The sequence below is a fragment of the Streptomyces sp. NPDC007971 genome, from assembly GCF_042958635.1.
In the GTDB taxonomy this organism is placed as follows: Bacteria; Actinomycetota; Actinomycetes; order Streptomycetales; family Streptomycetaceae; genus Streptomyces.
The window spans coordinates 1-25566 of record NZ_JBIBJK010000015.1 but is presented as its reverse complement, the minus strand read 5'-3'; the positions used below and the strand labels follow the sequence as shown (position 1 = coordinate 25566).

The following is a 25566-nucleotide window of genomic DNA, read 5'->3' as shown; positions in this document are numbered from 1 at the left end:
CTCCTCGGTAGCCGTCCTCACCGCGTCGGCCAGGAGCCGGTGAAGGACATCGATGACCAGTGGAAGGGATGGGAGTAGGGGCGTGCCTTCTTCCAGAGCCTGCGGGCCAAGGGCGACATGGTGGTCGTGTCCCGCCGGTATGCGGGAAAGGTCGCCTTGATCTCCTCGTTGGTCGCCTCGCGAAGCCACCGCTGGGCCTGGCGCAGGGCCTCACCGGGGTGAGGACACTCCTCGTTCAGGAGATCGTGGAAACGGGCCATCAGCAGCGCGGTGCTCATGTCGTCGACGATCCAGTGAGAGCCGATCACCCCGCGGAAACCCGCCTGGAGCAGTCCAGTCGGCAGGCCGATCGCCTCGTTGGGCAGGGCCGTACCGGTCATGGCCGTCTCACACGCCGACAGCACGGCGAGGACGCCGACGTCACCGCGCTGCCGGAGAATGTCCCGGAGCCTCAGTCTGCCGTCCGTGAGTTCCAGCCCGCCGTTCAGCGGCTCGCGGAGATCCGCCGTCGCGTGGCACGCCAGGTGAACGAGGCTCGTACGCGCGAGATGAGCCAGGGTCTCCGCGGTGCCGGCCCGCGCACCGTCGAGCCGCGTGGCGTGGGGGTGGCGCTTGTGCACCTCGTCCGTCTCCAGCGGGGCGTAGCGCAGAGGCGCCCGCGTCCCCGGAGCACACACCAGGGTCACCGATGTCAGGGACACCGGTTCCTCCGAGGCGAGCAGTGCGGCGGCACCCGGGGCGAAGCAGATCAACCGGTCGTCCCCCGCGTAGGTGCTGCGGCCGTGGTCGTCCTTGGGAGTGTGTGCCATGTGGAGGGGGAGGAAGCGCAGCGGACCGCCCGGCAGCAGTGTCAGTGGGCTGCCCTTCGGCAGCACCTCCGTGACAGGGCCGATGACCGCCGTCCAGCACCACTCGCCGAGCTCTTCGAGGGCGCGCAACCAGGCCGCTTCGGCGGACCGGTCGCGTTTGTACGCCTCGTAGCCCTGCAAGTGGTGTTCCGCACGACGGCGCACCTCGTCGAGACGGGCCTCGGGGAGTCTCACCTCGTGGATCGTGACGTCGTCCGGTGGCACCACCAGTGCCATACCGCCCCCTCGTGCGGACAGCAGGTACACAAGAGCGGTACCGCTGCACGTCGCGGCAGCCCGGATCTCCCCGATCCCGACAGGATCTGCTACGGGTTGGCACGCACCCGTCGCGCGGGCTTCAGAGAGAGCGGCGCGATGAGCGCTCACGGCCTCGGCCAGCTGCTCGGCCGACCCGGACGCGCGGGCCAGGGTCAGACGTCTTTCCGTGCGCTCGAGGAGAGCGGCGAGATTCTCGTACCCGGCCAGACGCAAGGCCTCCGGTTCCGTCCTCTCGCGGAGCGCCTCACGCATCAGCAGTGCCCTGCCCTCCTCGGCCGCGCGGACGGCCGCCTCCAGGTCGTTCGCCTCCACGGAGGCGAACGCGTAGGCCGCCTGGTCGGCGAGGTAGGGCGCGCGGGCGATCCATGTCTCTTTGTCGGCGCGGCGGTATTGCAGAGCCACCAGGGCCCGGATGGCGGTCAGTACATGGCCGAAGGCCTCCGCCGCGCTGTCCCATGCCTCGCTGGACTCCGCCCATTCCGCCCAGTCGGTCGCGGTGGTGAGCAGGCGGACCGGATCTCCGGCGTCCGTCTCCACGCAGTGCCGATAGGCCCGAGCGGCGTCGGCCAGGTCCGCCGTACGTCGCGTCAACCGGTGACGGGCGACCTTCGCCTCGGCCAGACGGGCACTTACATCCGCGGCGATCTTGACGTGGCGACGGGCCGCGGTGTGCAGCGAGGAGATGTGCCGGATGTCGGCGTCGATGTCGTGGGCCTCGGTCCGGCTCCGTGCGCGCCTCGCGATCATCTCCGAGAGCCCCGCGATCGCGAGGGCTTCGATCGAACTGCCGCGGGAGCAGGCGGACAACGCGGCGGCGAAGAGCTGCTCGGCGGCCTGCGCGTCCTCTTCGCCGCCGTCCTGAAGCCCGGCTCGGTAGCTGAGCGCGGTCGCGAGATCGGCCAGGAAGCCGGGCAGCTCCGAAGGTGGCCCGCAGTACTGCCGAAGGGCGGTGCTCAGCAGACCGATGGCATCGTCGAGGTCCTGCCGGTGATGGTGCAGCAGCCACCGGGCGAGCAGACTGGTGCCCAGGTTGAGCATGTGGCCCGCGACGTCGATCGCGTCCGAGTGTCGTACGCGCAGGACTTTCTGGTGCAGGTCGATGGCCCGGTCGAGGTCCTCGATGTAGCCCAGACGCCGGAAGCGCTGGCCCAGGCAGACGGCCAGCGTCGACGCGGGCACCATCCACATGTACGTGCCCTCGGCCTCGTCCTCGAGCAGGTGCTCAAGTAGCGAGATGGCGCGTTCGAGATCCGGGTTCTGGCCGCTGGTCGTCGCGCGATGACGCAGCCGTACGGCCTGTTCCTGCCGGAGGACGGGGCGGAGGGGGTAACTGCCGGTCGCCGCGTCCATGGCGTCGAAGATGTCGATGGCAGCGGTGAGCGCATCGAGATTGCCGGTTTCGCGATAGCGCTCGGTGAGCATCTGGCCAAGGACCGTCTGGTCGCGGAGCTCATCCTCACTCAGCACTCCGCCGGCGCGCGCCGTTTTCCAGGTTCGGGAAATCAGCGGGTCGAAGACAGCGGGGTCCCCAGTTCTCAGGAATTCTCTCCATAATTTCGGCCCTGCAGGACCTGGTGTCACATCTTCCCCTTGTGTTTCAGGGACGACAGTCCGCTGCTGTCATGATGCCCGACGTTCCCGGGGTCTTCCCGCTGCCGCCGGACGGGCTGCATTGTTCCGTGGGAAGACGAGGGTGTACAGGGCGCGCGATAAAAGCCGTGCACTGTATGGACGGCGAGAAGGAATGCCTGGCACTATGTGCGCACACGCGCGATCGAGGGCTGCCGGGGGGCTTCATGGGATTGGTGGTCCTGATCATCATTGGGCTCATCATCTGGTGGATGGTCGAGGAGGGGAAAAAGAAGACCCGGGACAGGGAAGTCGCCGCGGAAGAGGCTCAGCGACTCGCGCGCCGGACGGACCCTAGCTGGGTGGGCGCGGAATTAGTACGCCTGACCGAAGGGGGCGACCCGGCAGGACTCGGCCCCGCCATCGAGCAGTTACCCAACTGGCCTGTCCGGCTTCCGCTGACACAGGCGGCCGAGTGGATTACTGCCCTTGCCCGCAGCGCCAGAGTAGCGGAGCGGGCGGGCGTACCCGCCATGTTCGTCGAGAAGGTCGACGCGAGCGTCGAGAGCAGCCGGGCGGTGATCGGAGAGGTGGCGGTGAGGATGACGTCACTGGCGATGCACTACGGCTACCCCGGTTGGGCCCAACTCCCGGACGAGCCCCGCGCCATCCTCGAGAAACACGGTCAGCGCCTCTGCCAGTTGCGCGACGCGGCGTACGCACTGCACCACAGCCTCGGCCTCGCGATGGCCGTCGGCGACTCGGACCCCGCCCCCGTGGACACCGTCGGCCAGGAACTGCTCAGTCTCGCCGAGGCCATCCAGCAATTACTCAAGCGCATGTGGGAGAACCCGGGATTCTGATATGAGGGAACAAGGTGGCAGGCTGCCGGTCCGTTTGACAGATGCGGTGGCTGCAGCTGATCAGATCATTCGTCTTCTGCGCACGCTGGACACGGCCGACCGGGGCGGCGCACCGGCGAAACAGCCGGTCGTGGAGCACTTGAAGCACTGGCACGCTCAGGCCGATGAGTATCTTCTGGATGCGCTCGTAGAGTGCAACGACATCAGGCAGAAAATCGAGAGGGCCACTCGCGAGCAACGCAAGCTGACCGGGCTCGCCTCCCTCGCAGTCAAACAGGAGAAGGAACTCCCCGGCGGAGCGGTCCGTGCGGAGGCCGCCGTGAGAAGGGCTTTGCATCTTCGCGAGGACATAGAGGCCCTGAAAGGCGAACTTCGGAAAGCGGAAGAGGTGCTCGAGGAAGCAGAGGCATACAAAACCTTCGTCACCGATCTCTCTACGGATATCCGGCGGGAATTGGAGTCGCTGCAACGGGGATTTCAGGCGGCCGAGAGAAAGCTCGCCATGGCGGAGAGCGCGGACCGGATGAGAAAGTTCGAGGAAACAGTCCGCACGGACCTCACCGAGTGGGTGGAGTCGGCCAAGGCGAGAGCCGATGCCCGGGCCGCACAGGTGGCCAAGGACGACCGCATGCAGATAGCCACTCTGCGCAGCGATCTCCTGTCGGCGGAAGTGGCTGAAGAAATCAGACGACTGCGGGAAGAGGGCTCCTGAACAGCCGACCGCGGTCCCTCCGCACCCGCCGACCCCGGACCGAAAGGGGGACTGGCGACCGGACCTCGGTCCCTGTGTCTCAGCCGGACCGGTCCTCCAGGTACCGCGTGTGCGACTCCTGCCGACGCGCCTCGGTGCCGTGGAGGGCGGCCGACAGGCGGCCCAGCTCCTTCTGGAGCAGGGCGAGCCGGCGCACCGGGTGGCGCTCGGACGGTTCCGTGCCCGGAGCCAGGCGGGTCCACCACGGGGTCCGTACGAACCTGTCGACCGCCTCGGGGACGTCCTACCGTACGGCCCGGGACAGCGCGTGCACGCCCTCCGGGTCCTGGGCGACGACCTCGGCGACCCAGCCGGGATCGAGGAGCGCTGTCAGTAGGTCGGTCAGCTCGGTGAGGCGGCCGGAGGCCGCGGGCGGCAGCTCGACGTTCGCGAGGTAGTCGCGAAGCCGGGCGAAGTCGGCGCGCAGCTCGTCGAGCTGGGCGGAGGGGCCCGGGAAGTCCGGCAGCGGAGGGCGCTCGGGCGGGGCCAGCAGGGCGCCGACGAAAAGGCATCGAGACTTCGTACCGGCTGGGCCACCACCGTTGGACCATCGAACGCACCATGGCCTGGCTCGCTGGCTGCCGGCGCCTACACCGGCGCTACGAGCGCAAAGCCAGCCATTTCCTCGCCTTCAACCAGCATCGCCTGCACCCTCATCTGCTACCGCAGACTCGCCAAATGAGGTGATCTCTAACACCGTGTCCTATGTGGTGCTGGCTCGTTGAGTCGGTTATGGGGCGGGGTGAGTGGAGTTGGATTGTTCCGGACGGGCTGTGGGAGATCGCGGAGCCGTTGATGCCGCCATCGAAGGTGCGGCCACAGGGGGGCGGAACTCAGGACACGCTTGATGAGACGCTGTTCGCGGCCATCATCTACGTGTTGGTCCGTGGCTGCGCCTGGCGGGCTTTGCCGCCCTGCTTCGGCATCTCGAAGTCGACCGCCCACCGCCGTCTTCTGATCTGGTCCAGGGCTGGTGTCTGGGGCCGGCTCCACGAGGCCGCCTTGCACCGGCTTGACCACGCCGGCCTCATCGACGTCACCCGCGTCGTCCTCGACACAGCGCACGTGCGCGCGAAAAAAAAGGGGCGAACACACAGGTCCGAGTCCCGTGGACCGCGCTAGGCCGGGTTCCAAGATGCATGTCATGTCCGACCGGTCGGGACTGCCTCTCGTGGTCGGCATCTCAAGTGGCAACACCCACGACAGCCAAGGACTGAAGCCCATGATCGCCGGGCTCCGATCGGGACACGACCCCGATCGGGGCCGACATTACAAGCCCCGCAAGCTCCACGCCGACAAAGCGTAGTACCAGCCCGACCTGCGTAGATGGGTTCGCGGCAAGCGGATCGGCGTACGCATCGCCCGCAAGGGCATCGAATCCAGCGAGCGTCTGGGGCGTCACCGTTGGGTGATCGAGCGCACCATGCCGTGGCTGTCCGGCTACCGGCGGCTCAGCCCCCGCTACGAGGGAAACCCTCGCAACTGCCTGGGCTTTCCAGGGCTCGCAGCCGCACTCTGCTGCTACAAGCGCTACATCCGCCTCACCACATAGGACTCGGTCTGAGTACTGTTCTTCAAGCAGGTCGGTGGGCTGACCCCAAAAGCTGGCGACCGCCTGCTCGATGGCCGGACCTGGGATGAGTATCCCGCCACGACGGACGTGGTGGGTGTGTAACCCAGATATGCGTCAAAGAGCCCCTGGGGCCGGGGCCCCGGCCAGGAAGGCGACGCCTCGGGGGCGCAGGGCGGACAGTGACGCGGTGGTCGTCGCGCCCGCCCGTACGCACGTCGTCGTCTACGCGGCCGTGGCGAGTTCGGCGCGGCCGAACAGCAGGGCGTAGCCGGTGGGGAGCTGGTGGAGGATGCGGGTGATCAGGTCGGGGCCGGCGTATGCGGCGACGGCGGAGAAGACGGAGCCGGTGTCCCAGCGGGTGGTGGCCAGGGAGGCGCCGGTGCGGGCGGCGAGGTCCTTGACGAAGGACCAGCCGGTCAGCGGCTGGCGGTCGGGGATCTGCGCGGTCAGTACGCGTGCGGCTTCCAAGGGCAGGCAGCCGGCCAGGTCGACGCGTTCGTCGCCGGTCAGATGGCGCCCCAGTCCGGCAAGAACCAGGCGGACGGCTTCGTCGGCTCTCTCGAGGGTGGGGTAGGCGCCCTCGTAGCGGACCTTCTCCAGCATCTGCTCGTATGCCGTCCCGTACGGCTGCTGGGACGGTGCGTGCCGGTCGGAGATCACGGGGGTGGTTGCCTTTCTTGCTGTGGCCGGTGTTCGGGCACCGGGGACGGGATGGTCAGGTGGGCTGGGGGCGGCCGAAGAGCAGGTCGTAGCCGATGGGGAGCTGGAGCAGGATCTGGCCCAGCAGGTCTTCGCCGGCGGCGTCGGCGACGGTCGACAGCACGGCACTGACGTCCCAGGCTGCGGTCTGCTCGGTGGCGCCTTCGATCCATGCGGCGGTTGCGCGGAGGAACCGCTCCGGGGGCAGCGGCTCGGCGCTCTGCAGCGGGTTGAGCAGGATCAGGGCGAACGCCTCCGGCAGGCACGCCGCGAGCTGGGCGCGGACGTCGCCGACCAGGTGCGCGCCGAGGAGGGCAAGTACCACACGGGCCGCACGCTCGGCTTCCTCCGCAGAGTCGTACTCGCCGCGTTCCTTCACGTGGCCGAGGAACGCTTCGCGTCGCAGAGTCATCTCGGCTGCCCCCCTTCTTCATCGGACTGCCCACAGGGGTGCGGAGAGCGGGGTGAGGGGGAGATCAGGTGCCCGCCCTCCGCACACGTCCGGCCGGTGTCAGCCGGAGATCTCCTTGCGGCCGGATCCGACGCCGATGGAGATCTTGCGGGGCTTGGCGCGCTCGGCGATCGGGATGCGCAGAGTGAGCACGCCCGCGTCGTAGTCGGCCTGGATGTGCTCGGTGTCGAGGGTGTCGGCGAGCACGATCTGGCGGGAGAAGACACCCAGCGGCCGCTCGGACAGCTCCATCTGCACGCCGTCGGTCTTCGCCACCGGCCGCCGCTCGGCCTTGACGGTGAGCATGTTCCGCTCGACGTCGATGTCGATCGCGTCCGCGGTGACGCCCGGAAGGTCGAAGGCCACCACATACTCGTCGCCCTCGCGGTAGGCGTCCATCGGCATCGCCGACGGGCGGGACCAGGTGCCTGGGGCCATCAGCTGCTGCGCCAGCCGGTCCAGCTCACGGAAGGGGTCAGTGCGCATCAACATCGTGAAAACACCTCCAGCAGGTTCAGGCAGTTGCTGCCAATGCGCCTCACTGACACCGTTGTAACATGTCATCCAATGGATGACAAACACGGTGTCGTCTACGTGATGACAACAAGAGGGAGGTGTCCGTGACCGCAGCCGACCAGCCGACCACGACCAGCACGAATGCCCACAGCCCGGCGTCGTTCCTCGCCGCCGCGGCGGCCCTGCGCGCCATAGACGACGCCCTGCGCGACGCCAAGCGAGAGTCCCCGGACACCCCGGATGCACCTGGTCCCGGGCCGGAGCAGGCGCTGGCCTCCCTCATGCTGCTGCGGCAGGTGCGCGAGCAGCTCGCCGGATGGGAGACCGGCCTGATCGAAACCGCCCGTGGCGCGGGGGCCAGCTGGGCCGACCTCGCCCAGCCCCTCGGCGTCGCCAGCCGCCAGGCCGCCGAACGCCGCTACCTGCGCGGCCGCCCCGGTCCCGCCGGAACCACTGGCGAACAACGCGTCCAGGCCACCCGCGAACGCCGCGCCGCTGAACGCACCAACGCCAACTGGGCCCGCCGCAACGCTGCCGACCTGCGCCGCATCGCCGGCCAGATCGCCGCCCTCACCGACCTGCCCACCACGGCCCGCCTCCCGCTCAGCCAGCTCCACGCGGCCCTTGCCTACGACGATCCCGCCGAGCTCATCCGCCCCCTCAACGCCACCCGCCCCCACCTGGCCACCACACACCCCGACCTCGCTGCACAACTCGACACCCTCACACACCCCTGAGCCCACCCGTTCCGGTGCTCTGTTCCGTCCCTGCTCGCGCCCCGGGCCGTGGTGGCATGCCCAGGTCCACACTGGCCGTCGCGGCGGCCCGGTGGGCCTGGGCGCGCTTGCTGGCCAGGAACCTCAGGGTGAGGTCGAGCCCTTCCACCTCACCGCGCACCGCTCCTGCAGGCGGCGCCGGCGGATGTGGAACCAGCGCAGATCGGCGTCCCGGATCGGGCAGGGAGCCACCCAGCGGCCCGAGCGTTCGGGCTCGGCCGCGAACCAGGTCTGCAGGTCGTCCAGGTAGAAGGCGCGGACGGCAAGGAACGGGCCGTCGATGCGTTGACGGGGCTTGCCGTCCTGGCGGACGAGCAGCCGTTCTTTCAAGGTTTGGACGATCTCTTCGCTCAGCCCCAAGTCGGCCTGGTCCGGCTTGATCTCTTCGACGATCTTCCAGAAGTACCGGACCAGGTTGCGGACCAGGTTGTCCAGCGTGCCGTGGTCGACCCCGACGGCGCGGCGGCGGATGTGGTCGACCAGCAGGTCGCGGATCTCGCGGTTGCGCAGCTGGTGGCGGTCGACCAGGTCGTCGACGACTGGCGGCCGCCGGATCCTGGCGTCCCGCAAGGTCTGCTAGACCCCGGCAGGCAGGACGCCCATGTCGCGCAACAGCGGCCAGGCGGCGGCGATCCCGCATCCGGGATGGGCATTGGCGTAGTGCACGAGCGCGCCCGGGGTCAGGTCGGCCAGAGCAATCCCGTAGACGGTCAGGGCCCGGCACAGATGCCGGATCGCGCTCTTGCGCCCGTCGGCGCTGACGGGGCGCCGTTGCAGCCGAGAGCGGAACTCCTCCAGGAGCGGATCACGGCTGAGGGCCAGGAACTTCTCGGTGTACTGGGGAGGGTTGGTCGCCCGGAAGGCGTCCTCGGTCGGCTGGATCATCCGCATGGCGAGGGCGATCCCGGCAGCCCGGGCGAGCCGACTGCGCCACTTGGGGTCGCCGTCTGCGAGGTCGGCGACGGCCCGGCCGGGCTGGTTCAGGCCGGCCGCCTCCCATCGTTCCTGCCAGATCTGCCCCGTAGCGGCGGCCAGCTGCTGCGGCAGGCGGCGCATGCCGTACTTGTAGTACGCCGGGGCGTTGCGGCTGACGTCGGTGAACTCCCCGGCTGCGAGCGCGACGATATGGTCGATCGGCGCGGACGACAGCTCCCCGAGTGGCCGTGGTGGCCGGTCCGGCTCGCCACCGCGCGTGCCACGACCCGCACGCCGGTGGGCTTGATGGTGATCGGATGGTTGGGACCGGGGATCTCGGGTTCCCATGTCGTCGTCATGGTCTTCTCCTCAATTCCTGGTGGTGGGTGGTCTAGCCGGAGATGAGGTCGAACTCGTTGCCCTCGATGTCGGCGAACGTGGTCCACCGGGCGCCGCCGCGCACGACTTCGTGGAGCTTGGTAGCCCCGAGAGCGAGCAGACGCTCGCTCTCGCCCTCGTAGTCCCCGGTGATCAGATCCGGGTGGAACCGGTTCTTGACGCTCTTGGCCTCCGGCACCTTGTGGAAGGCCAGTCGTGGTCCGCTGCCGGGATCACCGGCTTCCACCACGGCGTCGTGCTCATCTGCCCCGTCGGCGACTGTGCGGTCCAGAACCGCGGCCCAGAACTGTGCCGCGCGTACGGCGTCGGTGGCGTCGAACGACGCGCCGAAGAAGGTGCTACTCATGCACTGCTCCCTGCACTGAAAAGTGATTAGACCAGTCTGTTCACTGAGTGCTGCAACCGTAGGAGCGCCTTCCGGAGGTGTCAAACCGCAGATAAAATTCCTGAACAGCCTGGTCGAGTTGACGAGACCAGACTGACCTGTTTAGCTGGATGGCGAAGGAAGACAGACCGGTCTAACTAAAGCTAGAGGAGTTGCGATCATGTCCGAGACGCAGACAGCCCTGGTGACCGGCGCGACGTCTGGCATCGGCCGGGCCGCAGCGCTGAAGCTCGCTCGGGACGGATTCAAGGTCCTGATCCACGGACGCGACGCCGAGCGCGGAGCCGCAGTGGTCAAGGAGATCGAGAGCGCAGGCGGCAGCGCCGAGTTCCTCGCCGCCGACCTCGCCGATGTCGGTGACGTCAGGCAGCTTGCGGTCACGGCCGGGGACATCGACGTTCTCGTCAACAACGCCGGGTTCTCCTGGTTCGGCCCCACCGCCGACCTGGAGCCCGACACCTACGACGCGCTGTTCGACGCCAACGTGCGCAGCGCCTACTACCTCACGGCCGCCATCGCACCGGCGATGGCCGAGCGCGGCGACGGCGTCGTGATCAACCTGGGCAGCATGGCCGGGCAGGTCGGCCTGCCGGGCGGTGCCGCCTACAGCGCCACCAAGGCCGCGCTCACTTCGCTGACCCGTTCCTGGGCCGCCGAGTACAGCCCGCGGGGTGTGCGGGTCATCACCGTCGCCCCCGGACCGGTCTACACCGGCGGCTCCTCCAGGGAGAACCTCACGGCCCTGGGCAAGACCACGCTCCTGGCCCGCACGGCAGAGGCCGAGGAGATCGGAGACGTCATCGCGTTCCTGGCCTCGCCGGCCGCCGGCTACATCACCGGCGTCGTCATCCCCGTCGATGGCGGACGCACCGCCGTCTGACCCCCACCGCTACAGAAACCGAGCAAAGCAATGGACAACCCCGTCGTATTGATCACCGGTGCCCTCACCGGCATCGGCCGCGCCGCCGCCGTCGCCTTCGCCAAGCAGGGCGCGAACGTGGTCGTCACCGGACGCCGCGATGAGGCCGGCAAGGCCCTGGTCGAGGAATTGCGCGCGCTCGGCTCGTGGGCCGAGTTCATCAACGCCGACGTCCGCAACGAGGACGACGTGCGCACCATGGTCGACGAGACCGTGACCCGGTTCGGCCGTCTGGATGTCGCGGTGAACAACGCCGGCACCGAAGGCCGGCCCAGCCCGATCACCGACCAGAGCGCGGAAACGTACAACGCGACGTTCGACACGAACGTCCTGGGCGTGCTCCTGAGCATGAAGCACCAGGTCCGCGTCATGCAGGGACAGGGCAGCGGCAGCATCGTCAACATCTCCTCGACCTACGGGCACGAGGGCGCGGCCGGGGCCTCCGTCTACGTCGGCAGCAAGCACGCCGTCGAAGGCATCACCAAGTCGGTGGCCCTGGAGGTCGCAGCCTCGGGAATCCGCGTCAACGGCGTGGCCCCCGGCCCCACGGACACCGGCATGCTGACCCGCTTCACCGGCACACCGCAGAACAAGGCGGCCCTGGTGAGCGAGGTTCCGCTCGATCGCCTCGGGCTCCCTGAGGAGCTTGCCGCCGCGATCGTGTTCATCGCGTCGGACGACGCGTCGTACATCACCGGCCACATCCTCAACGTCGACGGCGGCCACACCGCCAACTGATCAGCTCCGGGTGCAGAGCTTCCCTGTGCACCCGGACGGCCGACGTGCGGCCGCCGAAACCGCCGCCCGGCCCACCCACCTCCCCCCACACGCTGATCCTAGGAGAAGGGCCACCGTGCCCGATCACACCCACGACACCGCCCCGACCCAGTTCGTCGAGGCCGGCGGCATCCGTTTCGCCTACCGGCGCTTCGGCAACACAGCCGCCGGCCGGACACCGGTCGTGTTCTTCCAGCACTTCATCGGCAACCTCGACGACCACGACCCGGCGATCAGCGACGGATTCGCCGCCGACCGCGAGGTCATCCTGTTCAACAACACCGGAGTGGCCTCCACCAGCGGCGTCGTCCCGGACACCATCGAGCAGATGGCCACCGACGCGGGCAGCTTCATCGGCGCCCTCGGGCTGACGAGCGTGGACCTGGTCGGCCACTCCATGGGCGGCCTGGTCGCCCAGCAGGTCGCCATCCAGCGCCCCGACCTGGCCCGCAAGCTCGTGCTGGTCGGCACCGGCCCGCGCGGCGGCGTGGGCATTGGTGAGACGCCGGCGGAGACCGCCGCACTGTTCACCGTCAAGCTGCCCCGGCAGGAAGACATGTGGCTCCCGGTCCTCTTCGCGCCGACCGAGACCAGCCAGAAGCTGGGCCGCGCATACGTCGAGCGGATCGTGGCCCGCAAGGACCGCGACGCCTCCCCGTTCGGCGAGCAGGTCTACGCCGGCCAGGGCACCGCCATCCACACCTACGGCGCCACGAAGGACCCCGCGTATTCGGTCCTGAAGAACATCAGGATCCCGGTCCTGGTGGTCAACGGCACCGACGACATCATCATCCCGACGATCAACTCGTACATCCTCCAGCAGTTCCTCCCGGACGCCGAGCTGATCATCTACCCGGATGCCAACCACGGCGCCCACTTCCAGTACCCCGAGCGGTTCGTCACCCACACCAAGCTCTTCCTCGACCGCTAGGACATGGCGGCCAGGTAGACGGCCCCGCAGAGCAGAGGCGGTCGCCGGAGCACGGTGACCGCCTCTGCTCGTCAGCGAGGGAAGACAGGTCTGTCTGGCCTTGTTGCACGGGGTAGGAGCCGAATGAGCCCCGCGCCGAGCCGTAGACTGGACCGCCAGTCTGGAAGAAGGAAGTCACCATGCCCACCAAGGCCAACGCCTCGAAGCCGTCCGTGCGTGAACGTCTGCTGGCCGCCGCCGACGAGCTGTTCTACAGCGAGGGCGTGCAGAGCGTCGGCATCGACCGCATCGTACAGAGGGCCGGCGTGGCCAAGGCATCCCTCTACAACCTGTTCGGCAGCAAAGAGGAACTGGTCCAGGCATACCTCGACGCCCGCCACGCCAACACCCGTGACCAGGTCGAACGCGCCCTGACCCGATTCCGGACGCCACGTGAGCGCCTGCTCGGAGTCTTCGACGCACAAGGCCAGCTGTTCACCGAACCCGACTTCAACGGCTGTGCGCACATGACGGCCAGTGCGGAGGCGCGGCACGGCAGCCCCGTCGAGTGCGCTGCGGACCGCTACCGGCTGTGGGTGCGGACCATGTTCACGGATCTGGCGCGGGAGGCCGGCGTCACCGACGCCGAGGGCCTGGCGCGGCAGCTGCACCTTCTGTACGACGGCGCGGGCGTCTCGGCGCGGATGGACCGCGACCCGTCCGCGGCGACGACCGCCCGCGCGGCAGCCGCAGCGCTGTTCGACGCTGCAGTCAAGGACAAGGAACTGGTCGACGCCGGGCAGTAATCCGGTGAGACGCCGAAGCCCCCGCAGAGGACCAGCTCAACCGAGGCGCCCGAGGGAATTCACTCCGGCCTCGAAACGCTGGGCGGTGGAAGCACCGACGGATCCTGACGTCCGCACCCATCGCCCATTCACGGATGAAACACCGCGAGAAGACCACCTATCGCGGCCTTACGCGGTACTGGTGCGGTTGTGCAGGTCGGTGCGCGCGCTGTCGAGGATTTCGTCGGCAAGGGCGGGGTCGGCGTCGGCGACGGCGCGTGACAGAAGCAGGGCCCCGGCCATCTCGCTGAACAGTGCGATGGCCCGCGCTCGCCGCTCGCCTTCCTCGAGTCCGGGTGCTTGGACGATCTGTGCGAAGCGGTCGAGGTTCGCCGCCAGGCCCTGCGCGTAGCGAGCGCGGCCGGCCGGGTCCAGTCGGCGGACGTCGCCGGCGAAGCCCGTGTTCGGGCAGCCGTGCTCGATGTCGGCGCGGTGTTCGGGTGACAGGTACCAGTCGATTTGTTCTGCGAGCGGGTCGCTGCCGCGAGCCTGGGATGCCGTGATGGCTTCGTCGAGGTTACCGAAACCGTCCGCCATGGCCTTGGTGACGACCGCGGCGACGAGCGCGTCCTTCGAGGCGAAGTGGTTGTAGAAGCCGCCGCGCGTCAATCCGGCCGCGGCCATCAGCTCAACGAGGCCGACGGCGTCGACGCCGCGCTCACGGAACAGGGAGTCCGCGGCGGCGATGATCGCTTCTCGGTTCTCCGCTGCCTTCTGCTTCGAGACACCCACTGTCTTCCCCCAAGTCCAGCTCTTGAGGGGACTCTAGCGAGCCGGGCCGAAGATCTCAATGTCGGTCGTCATTGACAGGGCGCCACGACGGGCGTAGAACAATGTTGACCGACATTGTGATGGTGGCGGGGGCGCATCGGTTACCCAGTGGAGGCCGGCATGACTGCATGCGAACAGAACAAGACGCTGGCACTGAAGGCATTCGACACGCTGTTCAGCGAGCGCGACCGTGCCGCCGCCGGAGACTTCTGGCCCGAGCGCTACGCCCAGCACGGCGCGCACATCGCACCAGGGCGTGCGGGCCCGCTTGACCTGATCCGATCCCTGTCCGACATGCTGCGCTACGAGCATGAACTCGTACTCGCCGATCGCGACCACGTCGTGCTCTGCGGCCGCTTCGCCGGCACCGGCAGCCCCGCCGCTTCGGTGGCGGCCTACGTTGTGCGCATCGAGAACGGCAAACTCGCCGAGCACCGGGACGTCCTGCAGGACGAGGCGCCCGGCGCCGAGTCCCTCAGCGGCCTGCTGATGTCCGGCGACCGGTTCCCGCCCGACCTCCGGCCAGTAACGCCGCACGGACGCAGCCCGGCAGCCGGCAATCCGGCCATTTCCCTGGGAGTTCCTGGCCGCCAGATAGCCGCCGACAGGCTGGACCTTACGGGTTCCAGGACTTGGCGCGGAATCTCGGCTTGGTGATTCGATTCGCCATTGGGCGCGGCTGCAGCGGCTCCAGCTGAACTCTCCGGAACTGAGATGTGCGGCGTCCGGGATAAACCGAGCCCTCCGATCAACTGCATGTACCACTATCGGGAGTAGTGACCATGGGCAAGTTGCAGGGAAAAGTAGCGGTCATCACCGGCGGCACCGAGGGGATCGGGCTGGCCACAGCAAAGCTCTTCGTCGAAGAGGGTGCCTATGTCTTCATCACTGGCCGCCGCCAGAAACAACTCGATGACGCTGTGAAGGAGATCGGAGGCACCGTATCCGGCGTTCAGGGTGACGTCGCCGAACTGGCCGACCTGGATCGCCTCTACGAGACCGTCAAGGCGAAGGGGCGAATCGATATCGTCTTTGCCAATGCCGGTCTAGGTGAGTTCGCTTCACTGGAAGATGCCACGGAAGCGCATTTCGACAAGATTTTCAACATCAACGTGAAGGGGGCCTTTTTCACGGTACAAAAGGCTCTGCCGCTATTGAACGAGGGCGCGTCTGTCATCCTCACGGGCTCTGTTGCGAGCGTCAAGGGGACCCCGGAATTCTCGGTCTACGGCGCAAGCAAGGCCGCCATCCGGAATTTCGTTCGAGGATGGACCGTGGAACTGAAGGATCGCCGTATCCGCTCCAACGTCCTCAGTCCTGGCCCGATCGAAACGCCACTTGTTGCGATGCAACCTCAGGACGCCATCGCGAAGATTGCGTCCACTATTCCGATGGGCCGCATGGGACAGCCCGACGAAGTTGCCAAGGCGGCGCTTTTCCTGGCGTCAGATGACTCCAGCTTCGTCACGGGAATCGAACTGTTCATCGATGGCGGCAGAGCGCAAATCTGATACCGCAACGGCGGCGCCGTGCCGACCGTTCCCTTCTCCTCTCGGACAGGTGATCCCATGACCTTCCTCGTTACCGCGGCGACCGGCAGGACCAGTTCGGGCGTCGTGCGGCACCTCCGGGCCGCTGGCGAAGACGTCCGCGTTCTCGTCCGTAACCGCGAGAAGGCCCAGTCGGCCTTCTCGGACCTCGACGGCATTGAGATCGTCGACGGCGCCTTCGACGACGGTGCCGTTCTCGCCAAGGCTTTCAACGGCGTTGACGTCACCTTCCTCACCATCGGAGGCAACCCTGACCAGGTGCGTCTGGAGAAGGCAATCATTGACGCCGCGGCCAAGGCGGACCGTCCGCACGTGGTCAAGCTGTCGAGCGTCGCCGCCAGCCACGACTCGGCCTTGCTCCCGGGACGGCAGCACGCCGAGATCGAGGACCACCTCGCCGCCTCGGGACTCTCCCACACGCTGCTGCGCCCAGTCAGCTTCACCGACAACCTTCTCTACGCGGCCGAATCGGTGGCGGCTCACAACGGCTGGGTCGGCGCGGCACCCACCGGCCGGGTGGCCTACATCGACATCCGCGACGTCTCCGAGGCGGCCGCCCTGGTGCTCCGCGACCCCACGCTGCACGGCAGGACGCACGACTGGTCGGGCCCCGACGCGTACACCTTCCCCGAGGCGGCGGCGCTACTGAGCAAGATCCTCGGCCGCGAGATCCGCTACGTCCCGGTGTCGGCGGACGAGCGTCGCTCGGCACTACTCGGCGCCGGGCTCGCGAAGTGGTACACGGAGCTGTTCGTCAGCCTGGACACCGCCGCTGAAGCCGGCGCGCTCCAAGCGGTCTCCACCACCTTGAAGGAACTGCTCGGCCGCGAGCCGCGGACCGTCGAGGAGTTCCTCACCGAGAACGCCACCCAATTCACAAAGTAGCGTCCGGCGCCGGCGCGACCAGGGCCTGCTGAAGGCGCTGCACGACGTCTGAGGAGGCTGTCATGCCCTTCATCAACATGACCGTGCGAGAAGGCGCACTCACCACCGAGCAGCGCCACGAGACCATGGCCCGCCTGACAGACGCGCTCATGTTCTGGGAAAAGGTGCCCGAGGCGCCCGCGGCTCGCAAGATTATGAAGGGCTGGGTCTACGAGGTCGCAGCCGACGCCGACTATATCGGCGGCAGCCCGGATCACGAGAAGCCGTTCTACTTCATCGAGGTGCGCATCCTGAGCGGACGCCTCGACGCCCTGGGCAAGCAGGGCATCATCCGCGACTTCACCGAGATCATCATGCGGATCGAGAACAGCGAGCGCACTCCCGAGAACCTTCGTCGAGTCTGGGTGACGATCAACGAACTCGACCGCGACGACTGGGGCATCGGCGGCCACACCGACTGGCTACGCGACTACACCAGCGCTCTGGAAGAGCTCAGCTGAATCGGATCATTGGGACGGAACAGTTCCGGTCCCGTGCTGCGGGCAGCGGGGAAACGCGCCGTCGTGGATGCGCAGGGCCAGGTGGTCGCGGTGGAGGACGTCGAGGATGTGCTGGTTGCCGCGTACGAGGCGGAACATCTCGGAGATGTGCATGGTGTCGCCGGGCCGCGCGTAGGTGAGCAGTTCGCGGAACTTCGGGCGCTGAAGCGGGTGGAGGCGGCTGGAGGTGCCGGGGTCTTCCTCGAAGACGAGCGGGTCCTCGATCCCGGCCTCGTCCAAGACGAGGTCCTGGCGGGCGGTGCCGACCGGTGGTCAGGAGATCGGGCCGGGGTCGTTGGGATGGGGTTCGAGTGCGGTGACCGTGATGGTCATCCACGGGCGGAGCGGCAGGGTTCCGAGAACGTTGTCGTGGAGTTCGTCCTCGTCGGTGGCACGCCAGATGCCGATGCTGCGCAGTTCGCCGACTGGCCTCCACAGGCGTGCCAGGTGGCCGTCGGCGGCCAGTTCGCGGGCGCGGGCGGTCTCGGAGGTGCGGCGGCGGTCGACTTCTTCGGGCGTGGTGCCCTCGGGAATGGTGGTGGTGATCTCGACCAGGTACTCGTTCATGAGCTTCTGCTCTCATCGGAGGTCTGCGGCGGCCCCACAGGGGTTCGGGCTGCGGGCTGCGCCATGTCCTCATCGTGTGCCGGTGCCGGTGCCGGCGCTACGACCGGTACGCTCCTTGGTGATAGGCGGAGCCTCCTACCGGACGTAGCATCAGGGGCGTGGAGCTTCGCCAGTTGCGGTACTTCGTCGCGGTCGCCGAGGAACTGAACTTCGGCCGGGCGGCCGCCCGGCTGCTGATCGCCGGGCCGTCGCTGTCCCAGCAGATCAAGGCGCTGGAGCGGGACCTGGGGGTGGTGCTGTTCGACCGCGACCGGCGTTCGGTGGCGCTGACCGCAGCGGGCACGGCGCTGCTGCCGCACGTGCGGTTCCTGCTGGACCGGGCCGATGACCTCAAGGTCCGGGCGGGGCGGCTGGCCGGCTCGCAACCGGTGCGCCTGGGCTACGTCAACTGGCTGCCACCCGATCTCGCCGCCCGTACGGCGGGAGCGGCGAGGGTCCACGTGGACGCGTGGGTCGCGCCGTCCCACACCCAGGCGTCCCGGGTCGCCGACGGCAGCCTCGACCTCGCGGTGTGCTGGGTGCGCCAGGAGGACCTGGAGCGACTCGGGCTGACGGCGCGTCTGGTCGGTGCCGACCGGCTCTACGCCGTATCGCCTGGGGCCGGTACAGGTCCGGTGCATGCCCAGGACACCGCCGTGTTGCTGGACGGGGACGCCACTTCCTGGTCGTCGTGGAACGACTACGCGCAGGAGCTGTCCCAGGACACAGGTGCCCGGGCGGAGCGGATCTCGGACGGCGGCGTGACCGGCCCCGCGTTCTTCGACCACGTCAGGCGCCTCGGCCGGCCGGTCCTGAACTCACCGAAGGGCCAGACCGCCGTGGTCCCTCCCGACCTGGTCCACCGCCCGGTGACGGGACCGCAGGTGTACTGGACCTGGTCGCTGGTTCGGCGCGCGGACGAGGAGCGCCCCGGGGTGCTCGCCGTGGTCGACGCACTCTGCGACGGCGTCGGCGATCTCGGACTGCGCGGGCCCGACGTCTGGCTGCCGGCCGGCGACCCATACCAGCAGGAGCCCGGCCAGAGGGGCTGACCAGCGCTGGAAGCCTGGGCCTTCCATCAGGGAGGAACCCGGTCCCGGGACGGGGCCGGTTCGGCATTGCCCGGTGCCGGGCGTGCTGCCTACTGTCGAGGAGTCGACCGGCGGCCGGAGCCGAGGTCGAAGAATCCACTCCCTGAGCACGTACTCGTGCTCGCCCGCACCCCAGGAGAAGTGTCATGAACATGCTCGCACAGCAGAAGGTTGCCGTCATCACCGGGGCCTCTCAGGGCATCGGCGCCGCTCTGGTCGACGCCTACCGCAAGCTCGGCCACGCCGTCGTCGCCACCTCGCGCACCATCGCCCCCGCCGAAGACGCGGGCTTGCTGACCGTCCCCGGGGACATCGCCGACCCGGCCACCGCCGACCGCCTCGTCTCTGCCGCCGTCGAACGCTTCGGCCGGATCGACACCCTGGTCAACAACGCCGGCGTCTTCGTCGCCAAGCCGTTCACCGACTACACCGAAGAGGACTACGCCGCCGTGCTCGGCGTGAACCTGACCGGGTTCTTCCGCCTCACCCAGCTCGCCGTCGGCCAGATGCTAGCCCAGGGTGGCGGGCACATCGTCAACATCACCACGAGCCTCGTCGACAACGCCGACGCCCGCGTCCCCTCCGTACTCGCCTCGCTGACCAAGGGCGGCCTGCAGTCCGCCACCAAGTCCCTCGCCATCGAGTACGCCACCCGCCGCATCCGCGCCAACGCCGTCTCCCCCGGCACCATCCGCACCCCGATGCACGCCCCCGAGACCCACCAGTTCCTCGACGGCCTGCACCCCGTCGGCCGCATGGGCGAGATCTCCGACATCGTCGACGCCGTCCTCTACCTGGAGAACGCGCCCTTCGTCACTGGCGAGATCCTCCACGTCGACGGCGGCATGAGCGCCGGCCACTGAACACGACCACCCCGTCCCCCCCGACCTCCGGGAGAACCGCCATGCGCCACACCACCACGGACGACGAGAAGATCCTGCGCAGCGTCCTCGACGGCTGGAGGGACGCCGTCGACCAGCACCAGCCCGACCAGGTCGCCGCCCACTTCACCGAGGACGCGGTCTTCCAGGGCTTGCACCCCTACACCGTCGGCCGCCCCGGCATCGCCGCCTACTACGACGCACAGCCCCTCGGCCTGAGGGCCGACTACCGCGTTCTGGAGGCCCGGCGCCCGGCCGACAACCTGATCCTCGGCTACCTCACCGTCGACTTCTCCTTCACCGACCGCCCCACCCTCACCGTCAACCTCGGCATCCTGCTCCAGCGGACGGACCGCGGCTGGGCCATCGCCCACTACCAGGTGTCCCACCTGGCGTGACCACCGCCCACAGCCGCATGCGCTCCGCCTGGACCGTCGGACCCGAACAGGTGCCCGACGGCGCCATGGACATCCCAAGTGCCGGTACCCGCTCCACGTCCGTGCCCAGCGAACACGCCGCGATCATCATGGCCCCGCCCGGCGAGGCGAAGACGTCGCGGTTGTTCAGGGCCCGGTGCAGCTGCTCCAGCACGCACACCACGTGCGCGTCCCGGTCCACCACGCCCTGCGGCAGGTCGAGGTTGGCGTGGACGGCCTTACGCCAGGCCGGCGGCACGAGCTTGTCGTCCACCTCGCGCGGCAGCAGCAGCTTGACGCCCACCTTCCGCCGGGCCAGCGCCGGAAGACCGCGCACCCCGGCCAGCACCCGCTTCCCGGCGCTCGCCGCGTCCAGCGCCTTCGACTCGCCCAGCAGCGTCAGGAACGGCCGGACCGTGGCGTACCGGTTCGCGAGCGCTGCCCGCATGGCGATCTCGGCCGAGTTCTCGTCCTCGGGCACCAGCGACACCACCGTGGCCGCAGCGGTCAGCACAGCGGCACGCGGGGTGACTTCCTCCACCGCCGCCCACAACGCGGCCACGTCCAGGTCCGCACCGTGCTCCTCGACCAGCTCCAGCTCCTCGAACAGCACCTTCGCCGCCCGCGCGAGCGTGCGCGAAGCCTTCTCCAACTGCGGCAGCGTCGACAAACGCTCCTTCTCCGTCTTCCGCTTCGCCGTGTTTGGCTTTATCGAGCAGTAGTGACGTCACTTGTCGGTGGGTTTGGGAGGCACCCCGATCCAAGGTCGGGCCAGCCTCAGAGGCCGCCGTTCCCGGATCCGTCGCCGGAGAGGACCGGGATCTCGTCCAGGATGTGTGACAGAGGGTCGTCGCCGTCGTTGATGGTGCTGTTGTCGGTGCACTGCTGCTGTTGCTGCGAGGAGAGGATGGGGACGTCCTGCACGCCGACGTTGATGAGGGCGAGGACCGACTGAACGCCGAGCTTCCCGATCCCGAGACACGGCTTGTTCAGCGTGCCCTGGATGAAGCTCATCTGCGGGCTCTCCTGGCCGCCCGTCTTGGTGTTGCCGTAGCCGGTCTTTGAGGCATTGCCGCGGGGGCCATCGCTCGGGTCCGCCCAGGCAGCGGCCGGCGCGGCCGCAAGCAGGGCGAGGGCGACGGAGGCGGATACTGCGGCCTTGCGAATCATGATCGCTCCTTCTGAGGGACGGCTACCGCCGCATGTCGTTGATCATTTTTTCGCGGGAGGTGAGGCGTTGTGCTGCCTTCGCGAGGGATTCGCCTGAGTGGGTGACGGGGCCGCATCGAGCAGAGCCGCACAGGCGCCGGTCTTCGCGCCAATGTTCCTCAACACCCGGCCACGTCAGTGCCGTCATTTCTCCTCGACATTCACGAGCCAGTTGATCACCAACCGCCTCCGGAAACCGTCGACAAACGCTGTTCCTGGAAATCAACGAAGCCAGCGGACGCAGGCGTGTGTCGACGACGGCGACATTGCCGTCGTCGACAGCCCTCTTACGGCTTGGCCGAGGCGGACGATTGTTTTGGATGAACGGCCGTTGGGCTCACACAGGGTCGTCGTCCAGCTGCGGGTGCGCCGGTACTTCTGCGACCGCAGGAGCTGTTCCCGCACGACCTTCGTGGAGCAGGTTCCGGGTCTGTCCGAGCGGTACCGCCGTTCCAGCACCGGGCTGGCGGGCTGGCTGCGGTCGATCGCGATCGAGCTGGGCGGCCGTCCCACCGCACGGCTGTGCCGCCGCCTGCGGCTGACCGCGGGCCGGACGCGGCTGTTCAGGCTGCTGACGGCACCGGCAGTGCCGGACGGTGCCCCGCGAGTGCTGGGGGTGGACGAGTTCGCCTTCCGCAAAGGCTGTACCTACGGCACCGTGCTGGTCGACGTCGAGGCCGGCCGGGTCGTGGACGTACTACCCGACCGTACCTCCGAGACGTTCGCGGCCTGGCTCAAGGACCATCCCGGCGCGGAGATCATCTGCCGGGACCGGGCGACCGCCTACACCAAGGCGGTCAGGGAAGCCGCCCCCAACGCCCTCGAAGTCGCCGATAGATGGCACCTGTTACAGAACCTGTCCGCCGCGGTGGAGAAGACCTGCCACCAGCACCGCGACTGCCTTCGCAAACGAGCCGAGGAGGAGTCGGCGGCCGAAGTAGCCGAAGTGCCCGAGGCGACCCCGATGCTGTTGCCGCCCACGGAACTGCCCCGCACACAGATCATCGAGCGCACCCGCCACCGCTACGAGGACATCCACCGCCTGCTGGAGAAACGCTGGACGATCAGCGCGATCGCCCGACGCCTGAACCTCGACCGCAAGACCGTCCGTCGCTTCCGCGACACCAGCCTCGACCAGCTGCTCGCCTCTGCTCGCGAACGCCGCCCCAACGGTGTCCTGGAGCCGTTCAAGGCATACCTCAACGCCCGCTTCGCCGAGGCACAAGGCCAGGTCAGCGGCACCCGGCTGTTCCTGGAGATCCAGGCCCGCGGCTACCGGGGCAGCCGCCAGGTCGTCCGCAAACACCTCGCCGCCCTTCGCGCGGGCACCGCAGAACCGGTTCGGGCAGACATCCCCAGCCCGCGCAAGATCACCTCCTGGATCATGCGGCCCCGCGAGACCCTCACCGACAGCCAAAACGAGCGCCTCCTTCAGGTCCGTCTCGCCTGCCCGGACATCACCCGGGCCTGCGACCTCGCTCGGGCGTTCGCCGACTTGGTCCGCCACCAGCACGGATACCTCCTGCTGGAGTGGATCCGGCAGGCCGGCCAGGACGCACCGAAGTCCATGAAGGGCTTCGCCGGCTTCCTCCGCCAGGACCTCGACCCCGTCACCGCCGGACTCACCCTGCCCTGGAGCTCCGGCGTCGTCGAGGGACACGTAAATAGGGTTAAAACGCTCAAGAGGGCTATGTATGGCCGAGCCTCGTTCGGACTCCTCCGCACTCGCATCCTCACTCAGCCGTCGATGCCCCTTCAGCGGGCTTCCGGTGGGGAGGAAGGTTGAGCTGTTCATGCAGGAGAGCCGCAGCCTGGAGGTCATTGGTGACCATCACCTGAGCCAACCTGCCCGCGACTGCGATCACGGTGCCCCAGGCTGGAGCGTCTAGATAGACCTCGTCCGGGGCACCACGACCTACTTCTTCCTGCACGGTCGAGTAGACCTTGCCCAGCTCCTTCATGAGCGCGACTTCCTCCTTCGTCCGCAGGCTCTTGCCCAGCCACGGCGCGGGATCGTCTGCGTTGCAGAAGTCGTCGAACAGAACGGTGACCACGTAGTCCAGGTCCTCGAACTCCTCCTGCCGCAGCCAGACATCGCGCTGCCACGAGGGACTCGCAAGGGCGAGGACCGCTGGCACGACATGAAGTCGGAAGACCGGAAACTCAATGCCGTGATCCGTCACATCGCGAGCCTACTGACACGGTGAGGGACACCACTCACTGGCCACTGCGCCTGTTCACGGAACTGCGGACAGAGCCGTTTCCGCAGATCCTCATCAACGTCATCGGACCGGGCATGTCCAGTTCGACCGTGCCGAGTACGTCGCCTGCTCCGCGGGCCCGTCGCCGCCGTCCTTTGGGGGAGGTGGTTTTGGGAGTGGACACGCACCGGGATGCGCATGTGGCTGCGGTGCTCTCCGTGACGGGGACTGTGCTTGCCACCGACGCGTTCCCGGCCACCGCAGCCGGGTACTGCGATCTGCTGAAGTGGGCCAGAAAGTCGGGAGCCGTGAAGCGGGCCGGGGTGGAGGGCACCGGCTCCTTCGGAGCGTCCCTGTCCCGCTATCTGCTGGCGCAGGGCATAGATGTGTTTGACGTGAATCGGATGGACCGGGCAGATCGGCGTCGGCGCGGCAAATCGGATCCGCTCGATGCCGAGAACGCGGCGCGAGCCGTATTGAGCGGGCGGGCCCGAGCCCGGGCCAAAGCGGGCCACGGGCCGGTGCAGATCGCCAGGATGTACAAACTCACGAAGGTGTCGGCCGTCAAGGCCCGCACGCAGGCCATCAATCAGCTCAAGCCCGTCCTGATCACTGCCGATCCCGCCTTGCGGGAAGAGCTGGCCGGACTGGGCAATGCCGAACTCTTCCGGACCTGTGCGCGGTTCGCTGAGGGTGAGCTGTCGCGAGGAGGTCAGCGAAGAGTCAGTGCTGCAGGCGACTCGGATCACGCTGGGTCTGCTGGCATCCCGGATCGGCCAGCTCTCCGAGCAGATCCGGGATGTGGACGCTCGTCTGGCCCGGCTCGTGGAATGTCATGCCCCGCAACTGCTTGAGGTGGTGGGGATCGGTCCTGACACGGCCGTCGCTCTGCTGATCGCGGTGGGGGACAACCCGGAACGGCTGGGCAGTGAGGCGTCGTTCGCTGCCTTGTGCGGGGTCAGTCCGGTCGAGCGTTCCTCGGGACGCCGGCAGTACCGTCGTCTCAACCGCGGCGGCGACCGGCAGGCCAATGCTGCGCTGCATCGCATCGTGTTCACCCGCCTGCGGGTCGACCCGCGCGCCCAGGACTACTACGAGCGACGCATCAAGGAGGGCAAGACCCGACGCGAAATCGTCCGTTGCCTCAAACGGTACGCGGCCCGGGAGGTCTTCCACCTGGTCAGACAGCTACAGTCAGGACCCCGCTCATAGGGGCTGTCGTGTGACCGCGTCGGGACCAGGTCGGTGCCTTCGGCGGCCGCAGCTGCTGTCCCGATTCGTCCGCGAAGCACAGCCATGCGTCCTGGCTCCTCACCGTCTTTCCACCCGCGGCCACGTCTCCTTGATCCACGTAGCCACCGCGTCCTCGTCGCGTTCGGCCGCCCGGCGCACGGGGACCTGCGCCGTCCAGCCCATCTGGCGCAGGATGCGCCAGGTCTGCGCCGGGCTGAACCGCACGTGAAAACGCCGCGCGATCACCCTGGCGATGCGGGCAAGCGTCCGTCGCTGGTCCTCCGCCCAGCCATGCGCGGCTGGCCCCTTCGCCAGCTCTGCGGCCAGCCACACCCGCCAGTCGGGCTTCATCCGTGACGGCCTGCCCGACGGTCCCTTGGACCGCAAGGCGTCCATGCCGCCCTCCAGCCAGCGAGCGTGCCAGGCATACGTGGACTTGCGGGAGACCTGTAACCGCCGGGCGACTTGCGGCGGCGCCGCCCCCTGCACGAATAACTCGGCGGCCAAGAACCGCACTTGTTCCCGCTGAGCCCGCTGCTTCGCGGTCAGACCGCCCCCATCGGGATACCGCATCACACCGGGATACACCCACCAGCTGGATCACCGTTCGTCGCCCTAAGGGTTGTCCCGTAAATGATCTCCGAGACGTCTCGGGCATGGTTGGCCGCAGTGCGGCCCGCTTGCCTATCCGGCGAGGGCGAGGTTGTGC

At 68.2% G+C, this 25566-nt stretch carries 28 protein-coding genes and 6 pseudogenes; 19 read left to right on the top strand and 15 right to left on the bottom strand.

Features of this window, described 5'->3' with window-relative positions:
* Positions 1-17 precede the first annotated feature (17 nt).
* Positions 18-2549: a CHAT domain-containing protein gene (locus ACFZCP_RS29050; protein ID WP_391432261.1), complete on the bottom strand. Its 2532-nt coding sequence runs from the start codon at positions 2547-2549 to the stop codon at positions 18-20.
* A gap of 305 nt (positions 2550-2854) precedes the next feature.
* Here ACFZCP_RS29050 and ACFZCP_RS29045 point away from each other — a divergent pair, with 305 nt between their 5' ends.
* Together ACFZCP_RS29045 and ACFZCP_RS29040 are read left to right on the top strand one after the other, a co-directional pair.
* Entirely contained in the window at positions 2855-3559 is a 705-nt protein-coding gene (locus ACFZCP_RS29045) for a hypothetical protein (RefSeq protein WP_362685856.1), read from the top strand.
* Positions 3560-3605: 46 nt separating this feature from the next.
* Positions 3606-4271 carry a hypothetical protein gene (locus ACFZCP_RS29040; protein WP_391432257.1) on the top strand — a complete coding sequence of 222 codons (666 nt, stop codon included), beginning with the start codon at positions 3606-3608 and terminating at the stop codon, positions 4269-4271.
* 79 nt (positions 4272-4350) lie between these two features.
* On the opposite strand, the pseudogene ACFZCP_RS29035 reads toward ACFZCP_RS29040, so the two are convergent.
* Positions 4351-4809: pseudogene (locus tag ACFZCP_RS29035) on the bottom strand (hypothetical protein); the annotation flags it as partial.
* Between the two features lie 2 nt (positions 4810-4811).
* Here ACFZCP_RS29035 and ACFZCP_RS29030 point away from each other — a divergent pair.
* Positions 4812-4992 (top strand): annotated as a pseudogene (locus ACFZCP_RS29030) (transposase); the annotation flags it as partial.
* Between the two features lie 50 nt (positions 4993-5042).
* Positions 5043-5862 (top strand): annotated as a pseudogene (locus ACFZCP_RS29025) (IS5 family transposase).
* Between the two features lie 243 nt (positions 5863-6105).
* Here ACFZCP_RS29025 and ACFZCP_RS29020 read toward each other — a convergent pair.
* The 3 genes from ACFZCP_RS29020 to ACFZCP_RS29010 form a co-directional block, all read right to left on the bottom strand.
* Positions 6106-6543 carry a DUF2267 domain-containing protein gene (locus ACFZCP_RS29020; protein ID WP_362685850.1) on the bottom strand — a complete coding sequence of 146 codons (438 nt, stop codon included), beginning with the start codon at positions 6541-6543 and terminating at the stop codon, positions 6106-6108.
* A gap of 55 nt (positions 6544-6598) precedes the next feature.
* Complete coding sequence (locus ACFZCP_RS29015) at positions 6599-6994, bottom strand: DUF2267 domain-containing protein (protein ID WP_391432254.1); 396 nt, start codon at positions 6992-6994, stop codon at positions 6599-6601.
* 99 nt (positions 6995-7093) lie between these two features.
* A complete protein-coding gene (locus tag ACFZCP_RS29010; protein WP_391432251.1) occupies positions 7094-7525 on the bottom strand; it encodes an Hsp20 family protein in 432 nt (143 codons plus the stop codon).
* 128 nt (positions 7526-7653) lie between these two features.
* Here ACFZCP_RS29010 and ACFZCP_RS29005 point away from each other — a divergent pair, with 128 nt between their 5' ends.
* Positions 7654-8286 carry a type III effector protein gene (locus tag ACFZCP_RS29005; protein WP_391432248.1) on the top strand — a complete coding sequence of 211 codons (633 nt, stop codon included), beginning with the start codon at positions 7654-7656 and terminating at the stop codon, positions 8284-8286.
* A gap of 123 nt (positions 8287-8409) precedes the next feature.
* Here the strand turns inward: ACFZCP_RS29005 and ACFZCP_RS29000 are convergent, their stop codons facing one another.
* The 3 genes from ACFZCP_RS29000 to ACFZCP_RS28990 all read right to left on the bottom strand — a co-directional run bounded on the left by ACFZCP_RS29000 (position 8410) and on the right by ACFZCP_RS28990 (position 9985).
* Complete coding sequence (locus ACFZCP_RS29000) at positions 8410-8895, bottom strand: hypothetical protein (RefSeq protein ID WP_391432245.1); 486 nt, start codon at positions 8893-8895, stop codon at positions 8410-8412.
* 6 nt (positions 8896-8901) lie between these two features.
* Entirely contained in the window at positions 8902-9381 is a 480-nt protein-coding gene (locus tag ACFZCP_RS28995; RefSeq protein ID WP_391432242.1) for a hypothetical protein, read from the bottom strand.
* A 250-nt stretch (positions 9382-9631) separates the two neighbouring features.
* Complete coding sequence (locus tag ACFZCP_RS28990) at positions 9632-9985, bottom strand: VOC family protein (protein ID WP_391432239.1); 354 nt, start codon at positions 9983-9985, stop codon at positions 9632-9634.
* A gap of 199 nt (positions 9986-10184) precedes the next feature.
* Between ACFZCP_RS28990 and ACFZCP_RS28985 the strand changes: the two genes are divergently transcribed.
* The 4 genes from ACFZCP_RS28985 (at position 10185) to ACFZCP_RS28970 (ending at position 13436) form a co-directional block, all read left to right on the top strand.
* A complete protein-coding gene (locus ACFZCP_RS28985; protein WP_391432236.1) occupies positions 10185-10904 on the top strand; it encodes an SDR family NAD(P)-dependent oxidoreductase in 720 nt (239 codons plus the stop codon).
* Between the two features lie 30 nt (positions 10905-10934).
* Entirely contained in the window at positions 10935-11681 is a 747-nt protein-coding gene (locus ACFZCP_RS28980) for a glucose 1-dehydrogenase (RefSeq protein ID WP_362685817.1), read from the top strand.
* Between the two features lie 115 nt (positions 11682-11796).
* Positions 11797-12651: an alpha/beta hydrolase gene (locus ACFZCP_RS28975; protein ID WP_362685814.1), complete on the top strand. Its 855-nt coding sequence runs from the start codon at positions 11797-11799 to the stop codon at positions 12649-12651.
* A 179-nt stretch (positions 12652-12830) separates the two neighbouring features.
* The gene (locus ACFZCP_RS28970) at positions 12831-13436 is read left to right on the top strand and encodes a TetR/AcrR family transcriptional regulator (RefSeq protein ID WP_362685811.1); all 606 of its coding nucleotides are present in this window, start codon (positions 12831-12833) and stop codon (positions 13434-13436) included.
* A gap of 168 nt (positions 13437-13604) precedes the next feature.
* Here ACFZCP_RS28970 and ACFZCP_RS28965 read toward each other — a convergent pair whose 3' ends face one another.
* Complete coding sequence (locus ACFZCP_RS28965) at positions 13605-14207, bottom strand: TetR family transcriptional regulator (protein ID WP_391432230.1); 603 nt, start codon at positions 14205-14207, stop codon at positions 13605-13607.
* 159 nt (positions 14208-14366) lie between these two features.
* Between ACFZCP_RS28965 and ACFZCP_RS28960 the strand changes: the two genes are divergently transcribed.
* From ACFZCP_RS28960 to ACFZCP_RS28945, 4 genes are all read left to right on the top strand, one after another.
* Positions 14367-14903 (top strand): hypothetical protein, encoded by a 537-nt coding sequence (locus ACFZCP_RS28960; protein WP_391432227.1) that lies wholly within the window; start codon positions 14367-14369, stop codon positions 14901-14903.
* A gap of 125 nt (positions 14904-15028) precedes the next feature.
* Positions 15029-15757: a glucose 1-dehydrogenase gene (locus ACFZCP_RS28955; RefSeq protein WP_391432224.1), complete on the top strand. Its 729-nt coding sequence runs from the start codon at positions 15029-15031 to the stop codon at positions 15755-15757.
* A gap of 57 nt (positions 15758-15814) precedes the next feature.
* On the top strand, positions 15815-16681 hold the full coding sequence (locus tag ACFZCP_RS28950) for an NmrA family NAD(P)-binding protein (RefSeq protein ID WP_391432221.1): 867 nt from the start codon (positions 15815-15817) through the stop codon (positions 16679-16681).
* A gap of 62 nt (positions 16682-16743) precedes the next feature.
* Positions 16744-17181, top strand: coding sequence for a 4-oxalocrotonate tautomerase family protein (locus ACFZCP_RS28945; protein ID WP_391432218.1), 438 nt, complete (start codon positions 16744-16746; stop codon positions 17179-17181).
* A 51-nt stretch (positions 17182-17232) separates the two neighbouring features.
* On the opposite strand, the pseudogene ACFZCP_RS28940 reads toward ACFZCP_RS28945, so the two are convergent.
* Positions 17233-17481 (bottom strand): annotated as a pseudogene (locus tag ACFZCP_RS28940) (recombinase family protein); the annotation flags it as partial.
* A gap of 12 nt (positions 17482-17493) precedes the next feature.
* The gene (locus ACFZCP_RS28935) at positions 17494-17787 is read right to left on the bottom strand and encodes a muconolactone Delta-isomerase family protein (RefSeq protein WP_391432215.1); all 294 of its coding nucleotides are present in this window, start codon (positions 17785-17787) and stop codon (positions 17494-17496) included.
* Between the two features lie 149 nt (positions 17788-17936).
* Here ACFZCP_RS28935 and ACFZCP_RS28930 point away from each other — a divergent pair, with 149 nt between their 5' ends.
* The 3 genes from ACFZCP_RS28930 to ACFZCP_RS28920 all read left to right on the top strand — a co-directional run bounded on the left by ACFZCP_RS28930 (position 17937) and on the right by ACFZCP_RS28920 (position 20196).
* The gene (locus ACFZCP_RS28930) at positions 17937-18878 is read left to right on the top strand and encodes a LysR family transcriptional regulator (RefSeq protein ID WP_391432844.1); all 942 of its coding nucleotides are present in this window, start codon (positions 17937-17939) and stop codon (positions 18876-18878) included.
* A 185-nt stretch (positions 18879-19063) separates the two neighbouring features.
* Positions 19064-19780 (top strand): SDR family oxidoreductase, encoded by a 717-nt coding sequence (locus tag ACFZCP_RS28925; protein ID WP_391432212.1) that lies wholly within the window; start codon positions 19064-19066, stop codon positions 19778-19780.
* 41 nt (positions 19781-19821) lie between these two features.
* Positions 19822-20196: an SgcJ/EcaC family oxidoreductase gene (locus tag ACFZCP_RS28920; RefSeq protein ID WP_362685792.1), complete on the top strand. Its 375-nt coding sequence runs from the start codon at positions 19822-19824 to the stop codon at positions 20194-20196.
* Between the two features lie 139 nt (positions 20197-20335).
* Here the strand turns inward: ACFZCP_RS28920 and ACFZCP_RS28915 are convergent.
* A pseudogene (locus ACFZCP_RS28915) lies at positions 20336-20917 on the bottom strand (Tn3 family transposase); the annotation flags it as partial.
* 74 nt (positions 20918-20991) lie between these two features.
* Positions 20992-21384, bottom strand: coding sequence for a rodlin (locus ACFZCP_RS28910; protein WP_391432207.1), 393 nt, complete (start codon positions 21382-21384; stop codon positions 20992-20994).
* Between the two features lie 370 nt (positions 21385-21754).
* On the opposite strand from ACFZCP_RS28910, the gene ACFZCP_RS28905 reads away from it, so the two are divergent.
* Complete coding sequence (locus tag ACFZCP_RS28905; protein WP_391432204.1) at positions 21755-23209, top strand: ISL3 family transposase; 1455 nt, start codon at positions 21755-21757, stop codon at positions 23207-23209.
* Here the strand turns inward: ACFZCP_RS28905 and ACFZCP_RS28900 are convergent.
* Positions 23157-23606, bottom strand: coding sequence for a hypothetical protein (locus ACFZCP_RS28900; RefSeq protein WP_362685783.1), 450 nt, complete (start codon positions 23604-23606; stop codon positions 23157-23159). The two genes, ACFZCP_RS28905 and ACFZCP_RS28900, sit on opposite strands and share 53 nt — an antisense overlap.
* A 113-nt stretch (positions 23607-23719) precedes the next feature.
* On the opposite strand from ACFZCP_RS28900, the pseudogene ACFZCP_RS28895 reads away from it, so the two are divergent.
* Both ACFZCP_RS28895 and ACFZCP_RS28890 read left to right on the top strand, forming a co-directional pair.
* Positions 23720-24172: pseudogene (locus ACFZCP_RS28895) on the top strand (transposase); the annotation flags it as partial.
* Positions 24173-24278: 106 nt separating this feature from the next.
* A complete protein-coding gene (locus ACFZCP_RS28890) occupies positions 24279-24836 on the top strand; it encodes a transposase (protein WP_391432200.1) in 558 nt (185 codons plus the stop codon).
* A 99-nt stretch (positions 24837-24935) separates the two neighbouring features.
* Here the strand turns inward: ACFZCP_RS28890 and ACFZCP_RS28885 are convergent, their stop codons facing one another.
* Entirely contained in the window at positions 24936-25430 is a 495-nt protein-coding gene (locus tag ACFZCP_RS28885) for a winged helix-turn-helix domain-containing protein (RefSeq protein WP_391432196.1), read from the bottom strand.
* Positions 25431-25566: the final 136 nt, after the last annotated feature.